Source organism: Actinomadura sp. NPDC048394 (genome assembly GCF_040651755.1).
Classification (GTDB): Bacteria; Actinomycetota; Actinomycetes; order Streptosporangiales; family Streptosporangiaceae; genus Spirillospora; species Spirillospora montaniterrae.
Genome location: NZ_JBEZJL010000093.1, coordinates 26,701 through 43,382, shown reverse-complemented (window position 1 = coordinate 43,382; position 16,682 = coordinate 26,701). Strand labels below are relative to the sequence as shown.

The following is a 16,682-nucleotide window of genomic DNA, read 5'->3' as shown; positions in this document are numbered from 1 at the left end:
CCTAGATCTACACGCCCACGCATACACTCTGTCCCTCCACGCCGCTCTTCCGATCTCGTCCGCTCCCCGGCCGCGCCGGACGCCGGGACGGCGCCGTCCCGCCAGCGCGTCTCCGGCCGCGCGCGCTTCGGCGAGGTACCCGGCGAGGAGCCGGCGCTGCGCGGCGAGCCGGTCGGTATCGGCGTCCTCTGCCAGGCCCCGGTCGCGGGCGAAGTCGCGCAGCAGGTCGTGCATCCGGTACCGCCCGGGCGCGACGTCGTGCACCAGATACGCCTGGCGCAGGCCTTCCAGGCATTCGCGGGCCTCGTCCACCGTCCGGTCCTGCAGCGCGGCGAGCGCGGACGGGGTGAAGTCGGGGCCCGCGACGAGCGCCAGCACCCGGAACGCCTCCCGGTGGTCGCGGCGCAGGCTGCGGTACGCGACGTCGAACGTCGGGTTCAGCACGCCCCGCAGCCCGGGGACGGCGGTGCCGTGCCCCGCCCCCGTGTGCAGCTCGATGCCGGTCAGCGGGCTGCCGGCGGTCTCCGGGGCGGCCGGCTCCCCCGCGCCCCGTCCCGCCCCGTCCGGCGACGGCCCGTGCCCGAGCCCGGGCAGGACCGTCCCGTAGGACGAGGCGGCCTGCGCGTCGCTCTCGGCCAGCTCCCTGACGGTCCCGGCGATGGACTCGCCGGGGTTCTCCGCCAGCCGCCCGGCCATGACCGACAGCGCCAGCGGGAGATGCCCGCACTCGCGGGCGAGGCGGGCGACCGCCTTGCGCTCCTCCCGGACGCGGGCGTCCGCCGGCCCGAGCACGTTGGAGATGAGGTCGACGGCCTCCTGCGTGACCATCTCCCGCAGTTCCAGGGTGCGGACGTCGGCGCCCTCCAGCAGCGCCGGCAGCCGGCGGCGGCTCGTCACCACGGCCAGCCCGGACGCCATCGCCCCCACCAGCGGCCTGATCTGCTCCGGCCGCGCCGCGTTGTCGAGAATCAGCAGCATCCGCCGGTCGGCCAGCAGCGACCGGCACTGCGCGGCGAGCTCCGCCTCGGTGCTGCGCAGCTGGTCGCCGGGGACGCCGGCGGCGCGCAGCACCTGCCCCATCGCCTCGGCGGGCGTGACGGGGCTGCGGGTCGTCCCGCGCAGGTCCGCGAACACGACCCCGTCGGGGAACCGGTCGACGACCCGGTGCGCCCAGTGCAGCGCGAGCGTCGTCTTCCCGACGCCCGCCATCCCCTGGACGATCACGGCGCGCGGCCACTCGGCCTGCGCGACGAGCAGGTCGAGCTTGCCGAGGCTCACCGCCCGCCCGGCGAAGAACGGGTTGTCGGCGGGCAGGCGGACCGGCGGCTTCCCGCGCGCCGCGTCCAGCCGGACGGGCGTCCGGGCGGCGAGGCCGCCGGGCTCGTCCGGTTCTTGGCGGGGCGCAGGCGGCGCGGCGGGGGCGTCCGGCTCCGCCTCGATCGCCGGCCACTCGTCGCCCCACGGGCTGGCGGCGCGCCGCAGCTTCTCGGGGTCGAGGACGGTCAGCGGGCGCGGGCGGCGGTCGATGATGCCCTTCTGCCGCCACAGCCGGAACCAGCGCACCAGCGTCTCGCGGGAGATCCCGGCCCAGTTCGCCAGCTCCGCCTGGCTGAGCCGCAGCGGGATCTCCGTCCCGCGCGCGGTGCGGACGCCGAACCGGTGCGCCAGCTCCAGCAGGTGGTAGGCGAGGCGCTGCGGATGCTCGGCGGCCCGGACCGCGTGGCGCCGCCCGCCGTACCCGACGCTCTCCGACACCGCGTGCATCATCGCCTCGGCGACCTGCGGGTTCGCGGCCAGCAGGCTGCGGAACCCGCGGCGGTCCAGGCGCAGCGCCTCGACATGGTCGAGCGCCGCGACGGTGCCGCGCTCGGGGTGCCCCCACGCCCCGAGCGCGCCGACCAGGTCGCCGGACCCGAACAGGTCGATGATCGACTCGTCGCCCTCGCTGGAGTCGACGAACTCCTTCGCCACGGCGTTGCTCGCCGCGCGCGGCGCCGCCTTGAACACCACCCACACCGACGGGGCGGTCACCCCCTGGTGGCAGAGCGTCCCGCCGGGCGGGATGCTGGTGCGCCGCCCCATGGCCCGCAGCGCCTGCCGGTCGTCCGGGCCGAGCCGCTCCCAGAAGCTGCCCGGCCGGACGTCGTGGTCGATCACCCCGGTCACCCGCCCGTCATCGCCGTCGCCAGCCACCAGAACAGGAACAGCACGGCGGTCGCGGCCGACCAGGCGACCGCCAGCCAGGACAGCTCGCCGCAGCGGTGCGCCGCCGCGAGCAGCCGGCGCAGCTCGGTGTCGCGGACCCGGGCGTCCAGCGCCGTCGCCGCGCCGAACGGCGTCCACGGCGCGGACGGGTCGACCGGCGCGCCGGTGCGGCCGCGCACCTCGCCGAGCACCGCCACCAGCGTGCGCCGGGACCGCACCGCGTACCCGGCGGAGATCGCGAACGCGCCGCCCAGCACCGGCAGCAGGGCGAGGGCGACGACGCCGGGGAGCCCGGCGGCGAGCCGGCTCACGGTCCCGACCAGCACCAGGGAGAGGAACACGGCGGCGATCGCGGCGTCGCGGCCGCAGAGCCGGACCAGCGCGCAGGCGTGGCCGAGCAGTTCCTCCGGGCGTTCCCGGTCCGGACCGGGACGGAAAGCGGTGATCAACGCGGCACCGTCCTCACGGGTCGATCCTGATCTTCCAATGACCATGGTGGGACGGCAAGGCGGAAACGTCCGCCGCCGGGCGCACGGTTCGGCTGAGTCACGTGACTCATCCGGCCCGGGCGCGCCCGGCGGGCGGGCGATGGGGGAAGATGGTCTGCACGCACCGCCAACGGGCGCACCGCCGACAGGGCGCACCACCGACGGCGCGTACTGCCGATGGGAGGACACGCCCATGACCTACACGGGGAACGTCGAGGCGGGCGGCCGCCCGGACGTCCGGGAGCTACCGGGCCTGACGGTCACCAAGGTGGCGGTCGGGCCGTACGACAACAACGCCTACCTGCTGCGCTGCACCGCGACCGGCGAGCAGCTGCTCATCGACGCGGCCAACGAGGCGCCGCGGCTGCTGGAGCTGATCGGCGACGGGCCGCTCGCGCGGATCGTCACCACGCACCGCCACGAGGACCACTGGACGGCGCTGAGCGAGGTCGTGCGGGCCACGGGCGCGCCCGTCGTCGCGCACCCGCACGACGCGGAGGCGCTGCCGGAGCCGGTCGCCGAGCCCGTCGAGCACGGCGGCACCGTCCGCGTCGGGCGGGCGTCGCTGGAGGTGATCCACCTGCGCGGCCACACGCCCGGCTCGATCGCGCTGCTGTACGACGCCGGCGGCGAGCTGGCCGACCGCCCGCACCTGTTCACCGGCGACAGCCTGTTCCCGGGCGGCGTCGGCAACACCTGGGGCGACCCGACGCTGTTCAAGCAGCTGTTCGCGGACGTCGAGGAGCGCGTCTTCGACCGGCTCCCGGACGCCACCTGGTTCTACCCGGGCCACGGCAAGGACTCCACGCTCGGCCGGGAGCGCCCGTCGCTGCCCGAGTGGCGCTCGCGCGGCTGGTGACGCGGCCCTCCTGAGGGCCCGCCGCGGCGTCCGCCGCGCGGCCCGGGCGCGCCGGCCCGCCGGAACCAGTGGTGCGAGGTGTTCGTTTTGACCACCACATCCGCACCGATCCGGGGGCCGAGACCAGGAGCGCATCATCGACGACACGGAACCGGGCTCCGCCCTGCGCTACCCGCGGGGCTCGCTGGTACTGCTCGCCGGGCTCCCAGGGGCGGGCAAGAGCACCCTGCTGAACCGGCTGTACGGGCTGAGCGGCGAGGAGACGGCGCCGGTGCCCGCGGGCGACGTCCGGATCATCGACTCGCGGCAGTCCCGCAACTGGTGGGCGCGGTTCCTGCGCCCGCTGCCGGTGCGGCTGCGCACCCCGCTCGTCCACGTCACGCACGTGTGGCGGATCGGGCGGGCGGTGCTGGCCGGCCACGGGGTCGTCGCGCACACGCGCGGCACCTGGCCGCACATCCTGCACTGCTTCGCCTGGCTGGCGCGCCGCCGGGGCGGCCGGCTGCACCTGATCCTCATCGACGTCGACCCGGAGACCGCGCGGGCGGGGCAGTTCGCGCGCGGCCGGGCCGTCACGGGCGTGACGTTCGCGCGGCACTGCCGGCGCTGGGTGCCGCTCATCGAGCAGGCCCGGGGCGGCGCCCTCCCGCCCGCCGCCGGGGTCACCGTGCTGGACCGGGAGGCCGCCGACCGGCTCCGGGCGATCCGGTTCGGCTGAGCGCACCGCCGCTCCGCGCCCTCTGTCCGCCCGAGCGCGCCGCCCGTCCGCGCCGCCGGTCCGCTCGAGCGCGCCGCTCAGCGCAGCCCGGCGAACCAGCGGACGGCGAGGGCGGTGCCGGCGAGGTTCGACCCGAGGTGCCGGGAGCCGCCGTAGACCTTGTCGCCGACGTCGACGACGGGCGCGTCCACGCCGCGGGCGCGGAACCCGGCGGCGCAGTGGTCGGTGTTCGCGGTGACCGCCTGGTCGTCATTGGTGATCTTGTAGAGCCGGAGCGGGACGCGCGGGGTCCACGCCGTGCAGACCTCGCCGTCCACCTGCAGCGCCTTCGCGAACGTCCCGGACGGGTGGCGCAGCACCTCGAACCCGCGCGCGGTGAGCAGCTCGTCGGGGGTCCCCGGCAGTCCCTTCAGCATGACCTGGCCGGGCGTGGTGCCGTCGAAGTACTTCTCGACATGGCTCGCGTACGGCTCCTTGAAGACGTCGGACGGCTTCCCGTAGCTGCCTCCGTGGATGCGGTTCCACGAGGTGAGCAGGTAGGAGAGGTACGCGACGGACGTCTTCGGATCGACCCTCCCGTCCAGGAGGGCGGGCAGTTCGACGCCGCCGAAGTCGTACCCGCCGCTGATCGGGGCGACGGCGCGGAGCCGGAAGTGCGGATCGGCGCCGTCCTGGAGGGCCCGGGCGAGGCCGAGCGCGGACGAGGCGCCCTGCGAGAACCCGGTGACGAAGACCCGCCCGTCCAGTTCCCGGTGCTCGCGCAGGGTGAACTGCCGGGCGGCGCGGAGCATGTCGAGCGACGCGGACGTCTCGGTCGGCACGTCCTTCCACGGATGGACGCCGGGCCCTTCGCCGAGGCCGAGGTAGTCGGGCGCGGCGGCGGCGAACCCGGCGGCGCCGTAGGTGACGGCCGGCCCGGGTCCCCACACGTCCTGCGCCATCGACGGCGCGTCGGCGATGTAGCTCATGGTGCCGTGCGTGTAGGAGACCGTGCGCAGCTTCCGCTCGCCGTTGCGCGGCAGCACGAACAGGCCGCTGGCGACCGTCGCGCGCCCGCGCGCGTCGACCGTCCGGTAGATGAGGCGATAGGAGTCGACGCCGTAGCGGACGGACGAGGCATCGAAGCCCTCGGTCGCCAGCCAGGCGCGCACCTCCTCCGCCGACTTGGTGCCGAGGTAGCGCGCGGAGATCAGCTGCCCGCGGGCGGCGTCCTGCTCGTGCGTCACGGCCGGGCGGTCCTTGGCCCCCTCCCCGGCCAGGGCGGGCACGGCACCGGCGGCGATGATCGCGGCACCGGCGGCGCCCGCGGCGGCGATCTTCAGGCGGCGTGACATGGCGGTCCTCTTTCGCTTGGGGGGAACGAACGGCCACCAGCCTCCGGCCCGCGCGCCCGGACGGGCATCGCGCCAGCCGGGGATCTTCCATCCGCTACCTCGGAGGGCGGCGGCCTCCCTCCCGCGGGGGTGCCGGGATGTTCTGTCCGGCAGAAGACCTGCGGAGAGGCCGGGGCCGCGGTCTATAGGGTCGGAGCAAGGACGGAAACACGACGAGAGGCGGCAGTATGGCGCAGCAGGTACGCGGGGTCGTCGCACCCGGGCGGGGCGAGCCGGTGCGGATCGAGACGATCATCGTTCCCGACCCGGGTCCGGGCGAGGCGGTCGTGAAGGTGCAGGCGTGCGGGGTGTGCCACACCGACCTGCACTACCGCGAGGGCGGGATCAATGACGAGTTCCCGTTCCTGCTGGGGCACGAGGCGGCGGGCGTGGTGGAGTCGGTCGGCGAGGGCGTGACCGAGGTGGCGCCGGGCGACTTCGTCATCCTGAACTGGCGCGCGGTGTGCGGGCAGTGCCGGGCGTGCCTGCGGGGCCGTCCCTGGTACTGCTTCAACACCCACAACGCCGCGCAGAAGATGACCCTTGAGGACGGTACGGAGCTGTCGCCTGCGCTGGGCATCGGCGCGTTCGCCGACAAGACCCTGGTCGCCGCCGGGCAGTGCACCAAGGTCGACCCGGCCGCCAAGGCCGAGGTCGCGGGCCTGCTCGGCTGCGGTGTGATGGCGGGCCTCGGGGCGGCGATCAACACCGGGAACGTGGGACGCGGCGACTCGGTCGCGGTCATCGGCTGCGGCGGCGTCGGCGCGGCGGCGGTGCTGGGCGCCCGGCTGGCCGGCGCGGCGAAGATCATCGCGATCGACCTGGACGAGCGCAAGCTCGCCACCGCCACCTCGCTCGGCGCCACCCACACGATCCACGCCAAGGGCACCGACGTCGTCGAGGCCGTGCAGGAGCTGACCGGCGGGTTCGGCGCGGACGTCGTCATCGACGCGGTCGGCCGCCCGGAGACCTACAAGCAGGCCTTCTACGCCCGCGACCTCGCCGGGACCGTCGTGCTGGTCGGCGTCCCGACGCCGGAGATGAAGCTGGAGCTGCCGCTGCTGGACGTGTTCGGACGCGGCGGGTCGCTGAAGTCGTCCTGGTACGGCGACTGCCTTCCGTCCCGCGACTTCCCCATGCTCATCGACCTGTACCTGCAGGGCCGCCTCGACCTGGACGCGTTCGTGTCCGAGACGATCGCGCTGGACGGCGTCGAGGCCGCGTTCGAGAAGATGCACCACGGCGACGTGCTGCGCTCGGTGGTGGTCCTCTGATGGCCCCCGCTTCACCACAGGCGCGCATCGACCACGTCGTCACCTCCGGGACGTTCTCCCTGGACGGCGGGACGTGGGAGGTCGACAACAACGTCTGGATCGTCGGCGACGACAGCGAGGCGATCGTCATCGACGCCGCGCACGACGCCGACGCGATCGCGGCGGCGGTCGGCGACCGGCGGCTGGTGGCGATCGTGTCCACGCACGGCCACGACGATCACATCGACGCCGCGCCCGCCCTGTCCGCCCGCACCGGCGCGCCCGTCCTGCTGCACCCCGACGACCTGATGCTGTGGAAGCAGAAGCACCCGGACAAGGCGCCCGACGGCGAGCTGTCCGACGGGCAGGTCATCACGGTCGCGGGCACCGGCCTGACCGTCCTGCACACGCCCGGCCACAGCCCCGGCGCGGTCTGCCTGCACGCGCCGGACCTCGGCACCGTGTTCTCCGGGGACACGCTGTTCAACGGTGGCCCCGGCGCGACCGGCCGGTCCTTCTCCGACTTCCCGACGATCATCGACTCGATCCGGGAGCGGCTGCTCACGCTGCCGCCGGAGACGGTCGTGCGCACGGGCCACGGCGACTCCACCACCATCGGCGGCGAGGCGCCGCACCTCGACGAATGGATCGCCCGGGGCCACTGACCCGGGCCCGCGCGGCGGTACGGCGGCGATCCCTGGATGCGGGGGTCGCCGCCTTTCGCGTTCTCGCGCGCGTTCCTGGCGCGAGACGTCAGGCGGGAGCGTAGGCGCGCAGGAACGCGTCGACGCCGGCGGTCACCACCCGCTCGACCTCGGCGGGCGGCACCTCCCGGTTGCCGAGCTCGGACAGCCCGACCAGCTCGTGGGTGAGCAGTGCGATGAAGTGGGCGGCGGCCCGGTCGGGATCGGCGATCCGCAGGTGCCCGGCGTTGCCGAGGCGGGCGAGCCGCCCGGCGAGGGCGTCGGCGACCTGCCCGGCGCCGTTGGCGCGGACGTCGCCGTACAGGTCCGGGAAGCGCACGGACTCGGCGTACAGCAGCCGCTGCAGCGCCCACGACTCGGGGTGGTGGAAGCACTCGACCATGGCGGGCGCGACGGCGAGCAGCCGCGCCCGCAGTTCCGCCGCGTCGGCGGGGTCGGTCGGGAATCCGTCGAGCGCGGCCATGAACTTGGCGCTGGTCTCCCGCGCCGCGTCCACCATGATCTGCCGGAACAGGTTCTCCTTGCCGCCGAGGTGGTTGTAGATCGTCGGCTTCGCGACGCCCGCCTCGGCCGCGATCATGTCGATGCTCGCCCGCTCGTAGCCCTCCCGGGAGAAGACGCGCAGCGCCGCGTCCAGGATCGCCTCCCGCTTGTCGACCCGGCCGCGCCGCCCGGTCCGCTCCCTCGTGGTCTCCCCCGCGCTCATGGCGCCATGCTACCGTGACGTTCCTCAAATTGAACTGGTTGGTTAAATTCAATGAACCGACACGGATCTCATTGGAGGTGATCATGGACGCGGACACCGGCGACCGGATCGACGGGCCGCTCGCGCGGCTCATCGGCGTGATGGTGCTGGGCGGGTTCATGGCGCTGCTCGACGCGACGATCGTCAACGTCGGGATCGGCACGCTGGCGCGGCACTTCCACGCGCCGCTCGACACGATCGAATGGACGGCCAGCGCCTACATGCTCACGCTCGCCGCGGCGATCCCGGTGAGCGGCTGGGCCGTCGACCGGTACGGCGGCCGCGCCGTCTGGCTCGCCGGCCTCGCGCTGTTCACGTGTGGGTCGCTGCTGTGCGCGCTGGCCTGGGCGCCGGGCGCGCTGATCGCGTTCCGCGTGGTGCAGGGCGTCGGCGGCGGGCTGATGGAGCCGACGATGCTGACCGTCCTCGCCCGGGCCGCCGGTCCGCGCCGCGCGGGCCGGTTGATGGCGCTGATGTCGATCCCGATGACGCTCGGCCCGATCCTCGGGCCGGTCGCGGGCGGGCTCATCAACGAGTACCTGCCGTGGCGGTGGATGTTCCTGGTGAACCTGCCGGTCGGCGCGGTCGCGATCGCGCTGGCCGTGCGGACGGTGCCCGCCGCCGTCCCGGACGGGACGGAGCGCAAGCCGTTCGACGTGCTCGGCGTGCTGCTGCTCAGCCCCGGCTCGGTCGCGGTGATGTACGGGCTGTCGCAGGCCGCGACCGCCGGGGTCGGCGCTCCGCGCGTAGTCGCGGGGCTGGTGCTGGGCGCGGCGTTCCTGCTCGCCTACGTGCTGCACGCGCTGCGCGCGTCCGTCCCGCCGCTGGTCGACCTGCGGCTGCTGGCACTGCGCCCGTACGCGGCGAGCGTCGCGGTGATGACGCTGGTCGGCGGGGTGCTGTTCGCGCTGCTGTTCCTGATCCCGCTCTACTACCAGCAGGTTAGGGGGCATGGCGTCCTCGCGGCGGGGCTGCTGCTCGTCCCGCAGGGCGCCGGCGCGTTCCTCGGCATGCCGATCGCCGGACGGCTCAGCGACCGGATCGGCGCCCGCGCTCTCGTCCCGGCGGGCGGCGCGGTCGTGGCGCTGACCACGCTCGCGTACACGCAGGCCGGCACGGGCGCGAGCCTGATCTGGCTCGGCGCGTGCTCGGCGGTGTGCGGGTTCGGGCTCGGCCTGATCGGCGCGCCCACGATGGCGTCGGTGTACCGCAGCGTCCCCGCCGAGTCGACGCCGAGCGCGACCGGGACGCTCTACGTCCTCAACCAGATCGGCGCGGCGCTCGGCATCACCGTCGTGACGCTGCTGCTCCAGCACCGCGTCTCCGCCGGCGCCACGCCCGCCGAGGCGTTCGGGACGGCGTTCTGGTGGATGGTCGCCGCCGCGTCCGTGCTGCTCCTAGCCGGATTCTCGCTCCCGGGCCGCCCGGCCGCCGCGACCGGGATATCGTCGCCCGTGGCGGACGAGCCGGAGCGCACACGCGCCGACCGGAGGTGAGGGGGCGCTGATGCGGCCGAGGGCATCGCTCGCCGCCGCGCTGGCGCTGTGCGGTGCCCTGGCCGGCTGCGGCCGGGCGTCCGGAAGCTCCGCGGGCACGCTGGACGTCCCGCCGCCGACCGCGACCGGCGCGTCCTCCCCCGGCGTCTCACCGACCGCCTCGTCCGGCGTATCGCCGGAGGCCGAGCGGGTGGCGCCGCTCGGAAGGCCCGGCGCGTGGCGGATCACCACCTACTACACGGCGGTCGAGAGCCTCCACAAGGGACGCCTCAAGGCCGTCAAGGGCTGCCCCGAGCTGCACTGTTCGCACGGGAAGACGCCTCTCGGCTCGTACCCGGAGGACTTCCTCGCGGTCATCCAGGAGGAGGGCAGCGGCCGGATCACGTCCGGGCCTCAGCGCGGCCGGTACCTCAACTGGTCGCACAGCGTCGGGTACTGGCTGGATGACACGACCCGCGACTCGGCCGGCCACCCGCTGCGGCCGTGGTCGTCCGCCGCCGCCGACAAGTCGGTGCTCGCGCGCGGGCAGCGGTTCGCGATCGTCGACTGCGGCAGGGACGGCAACGGGCACCGCATCGAGGCGGCGGTGTGCGCGGCGTTCCGGAAGGCGCGCTGGACGGTCACCGACCTGTTCCGTCCCGGCTACGGCGGCGAGAACCACGCCGACGTGTACATCGGCGAGGAGACCGGCCCCGGCTTCGCCGGCTCGCCGTTCTACACGACGCTGAGCGGCGCCACGCTCGGGCCGTCCTGATCCCTACGCGGGACGCGGCGAGGCGAGCCGGGTCGCCCGGGTGCGGCCCCGGAGGGTGACCTCCTCGCCGAGCTCCCACTGCGCCGCCTCCTCCGGGTCCGCCGCGGCCACAAGGGAGCCGGACGCGAGCACGCGCGCCTCGGTCGCCTTGGCGAGGTCGGTCAGCCGGGCCGCCTCGTTCACCGGGTCGCCGATCACCGTGTACTCGAACCGCTCCTCGGCGCCGATGTGCCCGGCGACGGCCTCGCCCGCCGACACCCCGACGCCCGCGCGCAGGTCCGGCACCTCCTCGCGCAGCCGCCGGGCCAGCTCGCGGGCGGCGGCCAGCGCGCGGCCGTGCATGCCGTCCAGCGCCAGCGGGGCGCCGAACACCGCGAGCGCGGCGTCGCCCTCGAACTTGTTGATCCAGCCGCCGTGCGCGCCGACCACCTTCACCACCACCGCGAAGAACGCGTTCAGCAGCCCGACGACCTCGGCGGGCGGCCGGTCGGCGGCGAGCCGGGTGGAGCCGGCGATGTCGACGAAGAGCACCGCGACCTCGCGGGTCTCGCCGCCGAGGTCGATGCCGCGCTCGAGCGCGACGCGCGCCACGTCCTCGCCGACCTGCCGGCCGAACAGGTCCTGCAGCCGGGCGTGCTCCCGCAGCCCCGCCGCCATGTGGTTGAACCCGGCCTGCAGCAGCCCGACCTCGGTGGCGTCGTAGACGGGCACCTCCACGTCCAGGTCGCCGCGCTCGACCCTGGCCAGGCCGAGCCGCACCGACTCGACCGGGTCGGCGATCGCGCGCGCCGCGCCGTAGGTGACGGCGAGGCCGATGACCAGCGCGGTGCCGCCGAGCGCGAGGACCGCCAGCGCGAAGTCCCGGACGGTGATCTTCGCGATGACGAACGAGCCGACCGCGAGGGTGATCAGCCCGAGGATCGGCACCGCCGTGCCGAGCCCCCAGGCCAGCACCGAGCGCGCCACCACGCCGGGCAGCCCGGTGCGGCGCGGCATCCGGCTGTGCAGCGCCGTCGTCACCGCGCGCCGCAGCAGCCGCTCGGTCAGCAGGTAGACGATGGTGCAGGTGGTCAGGCCGCCGAGCAGGCTGGTGAGACCCAGCTTGACGGCCAGCAGCGTGGAGAACGGCGCGTTGATCACCACCCAGCCGACCGTGCCGATCCCCCACAGCGTCAGGTGCAGCGCCATCAGCCGCAGCGGCCCGTACAGCAGCAGCGACCGCTCGTGCCGGTCCGGCTCGTCGTGCCGCTCCACCAGCCGCCGGACGCGCCGGAAGAACCGCTCGCCGAGGACGAGCCCCACGGGCAGGGCCGCGATGACGTAGGCCGTGAACACCGCGACGTTGATCGTCTGCAGCCGGTCGGAGACCCGTCCCACCGGGTCGGGCACCACGACGGCGAACGCCAGCACGACCAGCGCGCCGCCGAGGTTCGCCAGGCCCGTCGCGACCGGCACCAGGATCCTCGCGCGGCGCGCGATGGCGGCGCGGGAGTCGCCGGGCCGGCCGTCGATCAGCCGCCACAGGGGGCCGAGCAGGGTGCGCCCGGCCCACGGCGCGGGTCCGGGCGGTTCGGTCTCCATGAGCGTGCAGGGTATCCGCTGGCGGGCACCTCACCCTCCGTCCCGCCGGCGTCACCCCGGGGACGCCCTCCTCGGTCTTCGGCGGAAGGTTGACCGGTCGGTCAATCAGGAATCACTGAAGTGGACAAAGAGGTCCAAAGGTGATCGTCCCGGAGGAGGACGGATGGACAGGTTCGCATGGCAGGACGGGGTGGCCTTCGTGGCCGGCCTCGTCGTCCTGGTGGCCCCCGAGCTGTGGGGCGACAACGCGGGCGAGCAGCCGCTGATGGTGCTCGGCGCGCTGCTGATGACGGCCGGCCTGTGGGCGCTGCTCGGCGGCCAGGGCGTCCCGTCGTGGGCGGCGACCGCGTTCGCGCTGCTGATCTTCGTGGCGCCGTGGGCGTTCGGCTTCACCGGCGCGCACGCCTCCGCGTGGACGGCATGGATCGCCGGCGGCGTGGCGGCTATCGTCGGGCTGTGGGGAGCCACCCAGGCGCACGGCGGCAAGCCCGCCGCGGCCTGATCGAGATCCCGCGACGGCCTCGGGCGCACCGCGCCCCGGGGCCGCACGGGCCTGCCGGGGGGGGCGGTGCCGATGGGCGTGCGGCGGACGGGCGCGGCGGACTCGCGCACGCGCATCCTCGACGCGGCGGAGGCGCTGTTCGCCGACCGCGGCTACGAGGCCAGCTCGACGGCCCGCATCGCGGGCCGCGCCCAGGTGCCGAAGGGCCTGGTCTTCCACTACTTCCCGCAGAAGATCGACGTGCTCGTCGCGCTGGTCGACGAGCGCACCTTCGTGGAGGACCCGCCGGACGAGCCCGCCGAGGCCGTGCCCGGCGACCCGGCCGGGACCCTGTCGCGGCTGGCGGGGCGGCTGCCGCTGCGCGCCTCGCCCGCGATGCGCCGCATCCTGTTCCGCGAGGCCGACACGCACCGGTCCGTCCGCGACCGGCTGGGCCACCTCAACCGGGCGCTGTTCCTGCGCGCCCGCCGCGCGCTGGAGATCGCGCTGCCGGGCGCGCGCGGCGACCAGGCCCGGCTGGAGGCCGCCGCCGCCACGTTCGCGGCCGTGCTGATCTACCAGGAGAACCTCGCCGGCCTCACCGGCCAGCACCTCGACCCCGACGCCGTGGCCGACCTGATCACGCGTGCCTTCTAGAGGGGCCTCAGCGGTTCCAGGAGGCGGTGGGGGGTGCGGAGGAGGCGGCTGACGGGGTCGTCGCGGTGGCGGCCGCCGGGGCCGGCGTGGATCTCGATGTCCTCCAGCGGGACACCGCGGCCGCAGGCCGGGCAGACGCCGTCGGTGCCGACGCGGCCGCCGCAGTCCGCGTGGAGGAACAGCCGGCACGGTTCCGCGGACAGGTGCTCCTCGCCCCAGCGGGCGAGCGTGTGCACGACGGGCCACAGCTCCCTGCCCATGTCCGTCAGCACGTAGTCGTGGCCGTCCTTGGCCAGCACGCCGGCCTCGACGAGCGACTGGAGGCGCGCGGACAGCACGGCGCGCGGGACGTCCAGGTGGGCGAGGAAGTCGCTGAACCGGCGGACGCCGTAGAAGGCGTCCCGGACGATCAGCAGCGTCCACCGCTCGCCGACGACCTCCAGCGCGCGGGCCAGGGAGCAGTCCTGGGCCGCGTAGTCCTTGCCGAGTGCCATGGCCCCACAGTACCGCCCTGGCAGTTCATTGAACGAACCGAGCGTGCTACCGTCTCCCCATTGAGTTCATTGACTGAACCGTTGGGGGCTCCCATGACGACTCTGGCGACACCGCGCGCCGGGCGGCACGCGGCGGGGACCGCCGCCGCGCTCGCGCTGCCCGCCGCCGCGACGCTGCTGGCGCTGATGAACTACACCGCGCCGATGGCCACGCTCACCGAGACGGCGCACGGGCTGGGGGCGGGTCCGACGGCCCGGATCTGGCTGATGTCGTCGATCAGCCTCGGGCTGGCGGCGGCGCTGCTGGCGACCGGGAGCCTCGCCGACGACCACGGCCGGCGGCGCGTGTTCGCGATCGGCGCCGCCGCGCTCGCCGCGTCCAGCGTCGCCTGCGCCGTCGCGCCGGGCACCGGCGTCTTCGTCGCGGGACGGATCGTGCAGGGTGCGGCGTGCGCCGCGCTGCTGGCGACGGGCCTCGGGATCATCGCGGCCGCGTTCCCGCCGGGCCCGCGCCGCGCCCATGCCACCGGGGTGTGGGGCGCGATGCTGGGCCTCGGCATCGCGCTCGGGCCCATCGCGTCGGCCGGGCTGACCTCGGCGGCCGGCTGGCGGGCCTGGTACTGGGTCGCCGCCGTCGCGTCGGCGGTGCTCGGCGCGGTCGCGGTCCGGACGCTCGGGGAGTCGCGGGCCGAGCGTCCGCGCGGCCTGGACCTGCCGGGGCTGGTCACGATGAGCCTGGGCGTGGCGGCGCTGGTCGCCGCGATCACGTGGGGACGGGCCGGCTGGACGCGTCCGGGCGTGCTGGCGCTGCTCGCCGCGGCGGCCGTGCTGCTGGCCGCGTTCACCGTGGTGGAGGCGCGGCGCACCGAGCCGATGCTGGACCTCGGCCTGTTCCGGCGTCCCGCGTTCCTGCTGTCGGTGTCCGGCGCGCTGGTCACCGGCCTCGCCGTCATCGGGATCATGAGCTACCTGGCGACCGTGATGACGCTGGTGCTGGGCCTGTCGCCGGTGGTGTCGGCGCTGGTGCTGGCGATCTGGTCCGGGCTGTCGTTCGTCGCCGCGCTGCAGGCCCGCCGGCTCCCGGCACGGCTGCCCGCGGGACGGCTGCTCGGCGCGGGGCTCGCGCTCAGCGCGGCCGGCGAGTTCGCGATGCTCGGGCTCGCCCCCGACTCGCACTGGTGGCGGCTCGTCCCCGGCCTGGTCGTGTCGGGGGTCGGCAGCGGCCTGGCGAACGCGATGCTCGCGCGGCTGGCCGTGGAGAGCGTGCCCGCCGACCGCGCGAGCATGGGCTCGGGCGCGAACAACACGGCCCGCTACGTCGGCGCGTCCATCGGCGTCGCGGTCGTCGGCGCGATCGCGACCGGGTCCGGGGACGGGCCGTCCGCGCTCGCGCACGGCACCGACGTCGCGATGCTGGTCTCCGCCGTCGTCGCGCTCGCCGGCGCGGCCCTGGCCGCCGCCATCCGCGAACGCTAGGCGAGCTCTTCGATGAAGGCGGCGAGCTGGGTGAGGTTGCGGCACTCGAACATCGGGACGAGGTCGCCGTAGCGGGACGCGGCGGAGTCGCCGGTGTCCCACAGCCGGCGCGACTCCGGGTTCAGCCAGTAGGCGTGCCGGGCCCGGTCGACCATCGACCGCAGGATCGGCAGCGACAGCTCGCCGTAGTTGGAGCGGGCGTCGCCGAGGATGAGCAGGGACGTCTTCGGCGTGATGGCGTCGCGGTACTTGTCGTCGAACACCTTGATGGCGTGGCCGTAGTTCGAGCGGCCGGTGATCCAGACGAGGTCGGCCTCGGCGGCCATGCGCGTCATCGCGTCGGTGACGTCCGCGCCCGGCGCGAAGTACTTGGTGATCTCGTCGGTCGCGTCGATGAACGCGAACGCCCGGACCTTGCTGAACTGCTCGCGCAGCGCGAACGTCAGCAGCAGCGTGAAGTGCGCGAACGCCGACACCGAGTCGCTGGCGTCGCAGAGCACGACCAGCTCCGGCTTGTGCGGGCGGCGCGGCCGGTAGTGCGTCGTCAGCGGCACTCCCCCGCTGCCCAGCGACGCCCGGACCGTCCGCCGGAAGTCGAGCCGGCCGCGCTTGCCGTGCCGCTGCTTCTGGACGAGCTTGGACGCGAGCTTGCGCGCCAGCGGGTACACCTCGCGGCGCAGCGCGGCGAGGTCGGCGCGGTTCGCGCTGGAGAAGTCGAGCCGCTCCAGCGGCGGCCGGACGGCGAGGCGCGCGGTCCGCTCGACGCCGGTGTCCTCGGCGATGCGGCGGCGCACCTCGCTCGCGACGAGGTCCTCGAACCGGGCGATCCGGTCGCGGAACGTGCGGCGCGCGACGCGCTCGGCCATCCCGCCGCGCTCCTGCCCGTTCAGGACCGCGTTGAGCAGCCCGGCCATCAGCGTCTCGGGCGACAGCGCGCGCAGCACGCCGGAGGAGAACCACGACTCCTGGCCCGGCGTCCGCCCGTACTCGGCGACGGCCGTCCGCGCGAACTGCCGCAGCGCCGCGTCGTCGCCGGAAAGGAACAGCTCCATCAGCTCCTCGCGGCGGCGCTGCACCTCCGGGTCGAGGGCGGGCGGGACGGGGTTGCCGTCCGCGCCGAGCGTCCGGACCGGGCGGTCGTCGTCCTTCACCGCCCCGGCACCGTCCCCGACCGCCGCCGGGAACCACAGGTCGAACAGCGTGTCGAAGGTCGGACGGTGCTGGGGGCGCTTCACCACCGTGGCGGCGTACGCGGCGCGCAGCGCGCCCCGGTCGAGCAGGTCGACGGCCTGCATCGCGCGGACCGCGTCCAGGCCCTCGGCGACCGACACCGGCAGCCCGGCCTCCCGCAGCGCGGCGACGAACCCGGTGTGCCGGTCGACGAGCGAGGCCATCCGA

Annotated in this window: 16 protein-coding genes; 9 read left to right on the top strand and 7 right to left on the bottom strand. The window is 75.0% G+C overall.

The window, feature by feature from the left end:
- Together AB0C78_RS43640 and AB0C78_RS43635 are read right to left on the bottom strand one after the other, a co-directional pair.
- Positions 1 to 2,166: helix-turn-helix domain-containing protein (locus tag AB0C78_RS43640; RefSeq protein WP_360760204.1), on the bottom strand; the 2,166-nt coding region annotated here is incomplete at its 3' end.
- The gene (locus tag AB0C78_RS43635) at positions 2,163 to 2,654 is read right to left on the bottom strand and encodes a hypothetical protein (RefSeq protein ID WP_360760201.1); all 492 of its coding nucleotides are present in this window, start codon (positions 2,652 to 2,654) and stop codon (positions 2,163 to 2,165) included. The genes AB0C78_RS43640 and AB0C78_RS43635, both read right to left, overlap by 4 nt.
- 232 nt (positions 2,655 to 2,886) lie before the next feature.
- On the opposite strand from AB0C78_RS43635, the gene AB0C78_RS43630 reads away from it, so the two are divergent.
- Positions 2,887 to 3,552, top strand: coding sequence for an MBL fold metallo-hydrolase (locus AB0C78_RS43630; RefSeq protein ID WP_151544536.1), 666 nt, complete (start codon positions 2,887 to 2,889; stop codon positions 3,550 to 3,552).
- A gap of 271 nt (positions 3,553 to 3,823) precedes the next feature.
- Positions 3,824 to 4,270: an ATP-binding protein gene (locus tag AB0C78_RS43625; RefSeq protein WP_360760198.1), complete on the top strand. Its 447-nt coding sequence runs from the start codon at positions 3,824 to 3,826 to the stop codon at positions 4,268 to 4,270.
- A 77-nt stretch (positions 4,271 to 4,347) separates the two neighbouring features.
- Here the strand turns inward: AB0C78_RS43625 and AB0C78_RS43620 are convergent, their stop codons facing one another.
- Complete coding sequence (locus tag AB0C78_RS43620; protein WP_360760195.1) at positions 4,348 to 5,604, bottom strand: hypothetical protein; 1,257 nt, start codon at positions 5,602 to 5,604, stop codon at positions 4,348 to 4,350.
- A gap of 227 nt (positions 5,605 to 5,831) precedes the next feature.
- Here AB0C78_RS43620 and AB0C78_RS43615 point away from each other — a divergent pair, with 227 nt between their 5' ends.
- Both AB0C78_RS43615 and AB0C78_RS43610 read left to right on the top strand, forming a co-directional pair.
- Positions 5,832 to 6,917 carry an S-(hydroxymethyl)mycothiol dehydrogenase gene (locus AB0C78_RS43615; protein WP_360760192.1) on the top strand — a complete coding sequence of 362 codons (1,086 nt, stop codon included), beginning with the start codon at positions 5,832 to 5,834 and terminating at the stop codon, positions 6,915 to 6,917.
- A complete protein-coding gene (locus AB0C78_RS43610) occupies positions 6,917 to 7,561 on the top strand; it encodes an MBL fold metallo-hydrolase (protein ID WP_360760189.1) in 645 nt (214 codons plus the stop codon). The genes AB0C78_RS43615 and AB0C78_RS43610 overlap by 1 nt, the downstream gene beginning before the upstream one ends.
- Before the next feature lie 88 nt (positions 7,562 to 7,649).
- Here AB0C78_RS43610 and AB0C78_RS43605 read toward each other — a convergent pair whose 3' ends face one another.
- A complete protein-coding gene (locus AB0C78_RS43605; protein ID WP_360760186.1) occupies positions 7,650 to 8,306 on the bottom strand; it encodes a TetR/AcrR family transcriptional regulator in 657 nt (218 codons plus the stop codon).
- Between the two features lie 83 nt (positions 8,307 to 8,389).
- Here AB0C78_RS43605 and AB0C78_RS43600 point away from each other — a divergent pair, with 83 nt between their 5' ends.
- Entirely contained in the window at positions 8,390 to 9,841 is a 1,452-nt protein-coding gene (locus AB0C78_RS43600) for a DHA2 family efflux MFS transporter permease subunit (protein WP_360760183.1), read from the top strand.
- A gap of 10 nt (positions 9,842 to 9,851) precedes the next feature.
- Complete coding sequence (locus tag AB0C78_RS43595; protein WP_360760180.1) at positions 9,852 to 10,595, top strand: hypothetical protein; 744 nt, start codon at positions 9,852 to 9,854, stop codon at positions 10,593 to 10,595.
- A gap of 3 nt (positions 10,596 to 10,598) precedes the next feature.
- On the opposite strand, the gene AB0C78_RS43590 is transcribed toward AB0C78_RS43595, so the two are convergent.
- The gene (locus AB0C78_RS43590; RefSeq protein WP_360760177.1) at positions 10,599 to 12,176 is read right to left on the bottom strand and encodes an adenylate/guanylate cyclase domain-containing protein; all 1,578 of its coding nucleotides are present in this window, start codon (positions 12,174 to 12,176) and stop codon (positions 10,599 to 10,601) included.
- 163 nt (positions 12,177 to 12,339) lie between these two features.
- Between AB0C78_RS43590 and AB0C78_RS43585 the strand changes: the two genes are divergently transcribed.
- Positions 12,340 to 12,678 (top strand): SPW repeat protein, encoded by a 339-nt coding sequence (locus tag AB0C78_RS43585; protein WP_360760174.1) that lies wholly within the window; start codon positions 12,340 to 12,342, stop codon positions 12,676 to 12,678.
- Between the two features lie 72 nt (positions 12,679 to 12,750).
- A complete protein-coding gene (locus AB0C78_RS43580) occupies positions 12,751 to 13,314 on the top strand; it encodes a TetR/AcrR family transcriptional regulator (protein WP_151544526.1) in 564 nt (187 codons plus the stop codon).
- Here the strand turns inward: AB0C78_RS43580 and AB0C78_RS43575 are convergent.
- Positions 13,311 to 13,808 carry a winged helix-turn-helix transcriptional regulator gene (locus tag AB0C78_RS43575; RefSeq protein WP_360760171.1) on the bottom strand — a complete coding sequence of 166 codons (498 nt, stop codon included), beginning with the start codon at positions 13,806 to 13,808 and terminating at the stop codon, positions 13,311 to 13,313. The genes AB0C78_RS43580 and AB0C78_RS43575 overlap by 4 nt on opposite strands.
- Positions 13,809 to 13,901: 93 nt before the next feature.
- Between AB0C78_RS43575 and AB0C78_RS43570 the strand changes: the two genes are divergently transcribed.
- Complete coding sequence (locus AB0C78_RS43570; RefSeq protein WP_360760168.1) at positions 13,902 to 15,284, top strand: MFS transporter; 1,383 nt, start codon at positions 13,902 to 13,904, stop codon at positions 15,282 to 15,284.
- On the opposite strand, the gene AB0C78_RS43565 is transcribed toward AB0C78_RS43570, so the two are convergent.
- Entirely contained in the window at positions 15,281 to 16,678 is a 1,398-nt protein-coding gene (locus tag AB0C78_RS43565) for a VWA domain-containing protein (RefSeq protein WP_151544523.1), read from the bottom strand. The two genes, AB0C78_RS43570 and AB0C78_RS43565, sit on opposite strands and share 4 nt — an antisense overlap.
- Positions 16,679 to 16,682 lie beyond the last annotated feature (4 nt).

Excerpts from the sequence above, each read along its gene's own strand:
- AB0C78_RS43605 (WP_360760186.1), bottom strand. The coding sequence starts at position 8,306 with ATGAGCGCGGGGGAGACCACGAGGGAGCGGACCGGGCGGCGCGGCCGG.
- AB0C78_RS43600 (WP_360760183.1), top strand. The coding sequence starts at position 8,390 with ATGGACGCGGACACCGGCGACCGGATCGACGGGCCGCTCGCGCGGCTC.
- AB0C78_RS43610 (WP_360760189.1), top strand. The coding sequence starts at position 6,917 with ATGGCCCCCGCTTCACCACAGGCGCGCATCGACCACGTCGTCACCTCC.
- AB0C78_RS43595 (WP_360760180.1), top strand. The coding sequence starts at position 9,852 with ATGCGGCCGAGGGCATCGCTCGCCGCCGCGCTGGCGCTGTGCGGTGCC.
- AB0C78_RS43570 (WP_360760168.1), top strand. The coding sequence starts at position 13,902 with ATGACGACTCTGGCGACACCGCGCGCCGGGCGGCACGCGGCGGGGACC.
- AB0C78_RS43590 (WP_360760177.1), bottom strand. The coding sequence starts at position 12,176 with ATGGAGACCGAACCGCCCGGACCCGCGCCGTGGGCCGGGCGCACCCTG.
- AB0C78_RS43565 (WP_151544523.1), bottom strand. The coding sequence starts at position 16,678 with ATGGCCTCGCTCGTCGACCGGCACACCGGGTTCGTCGCCGCGCTGCGG.
- AB0C78_RS43575 (WP_360760171.1), bottom strand. The coding sequence starts at position 13,808 with ATGGCACTCGGCAAGGACTACGCGGCCCAGGACTGCTCCCTGGCCCGC.
- AB0C78_RS43615 (WP_360760192.1), top strand. The coding sequence starts at position 5,832 with ATGGCGCAGCAGGTACGCGGGGTCGTCGCACCCGGGCGGGGCGAGCCG.
- AB0C78_RS43580 (WP_151544526.1), top strand. The coding sequence starts at position 12,751 with ATGGGCGTGCGGCGGACGGGCGCGGCGGACTCGCGCACGCGCATCCTC.
- AB0C78_RS43620 (WP_360760195.1), bottom strand. The coding sequence starts at position 5,604 with ATGTCACGCCGCCTGAAGATCGCCGCCGCGGGCGCCGCCGGTGCCGCG.
- AB0C78_RS43585 (WP_360760174.1), top strand. The coding sequence starts at position 12,340 with ATGGACAGGTTCGCATGGCAGGACGGGGTGGCCTTCGTGGCCGGCCTC.
- AB0C78_RS43630 (WP_151544536.1), top strand. The coding sequence starts at position 2,887 with ATGACCTACACGGGGAACGTCGAGGCGGGCGGCCGCCCGGACGTCCGG.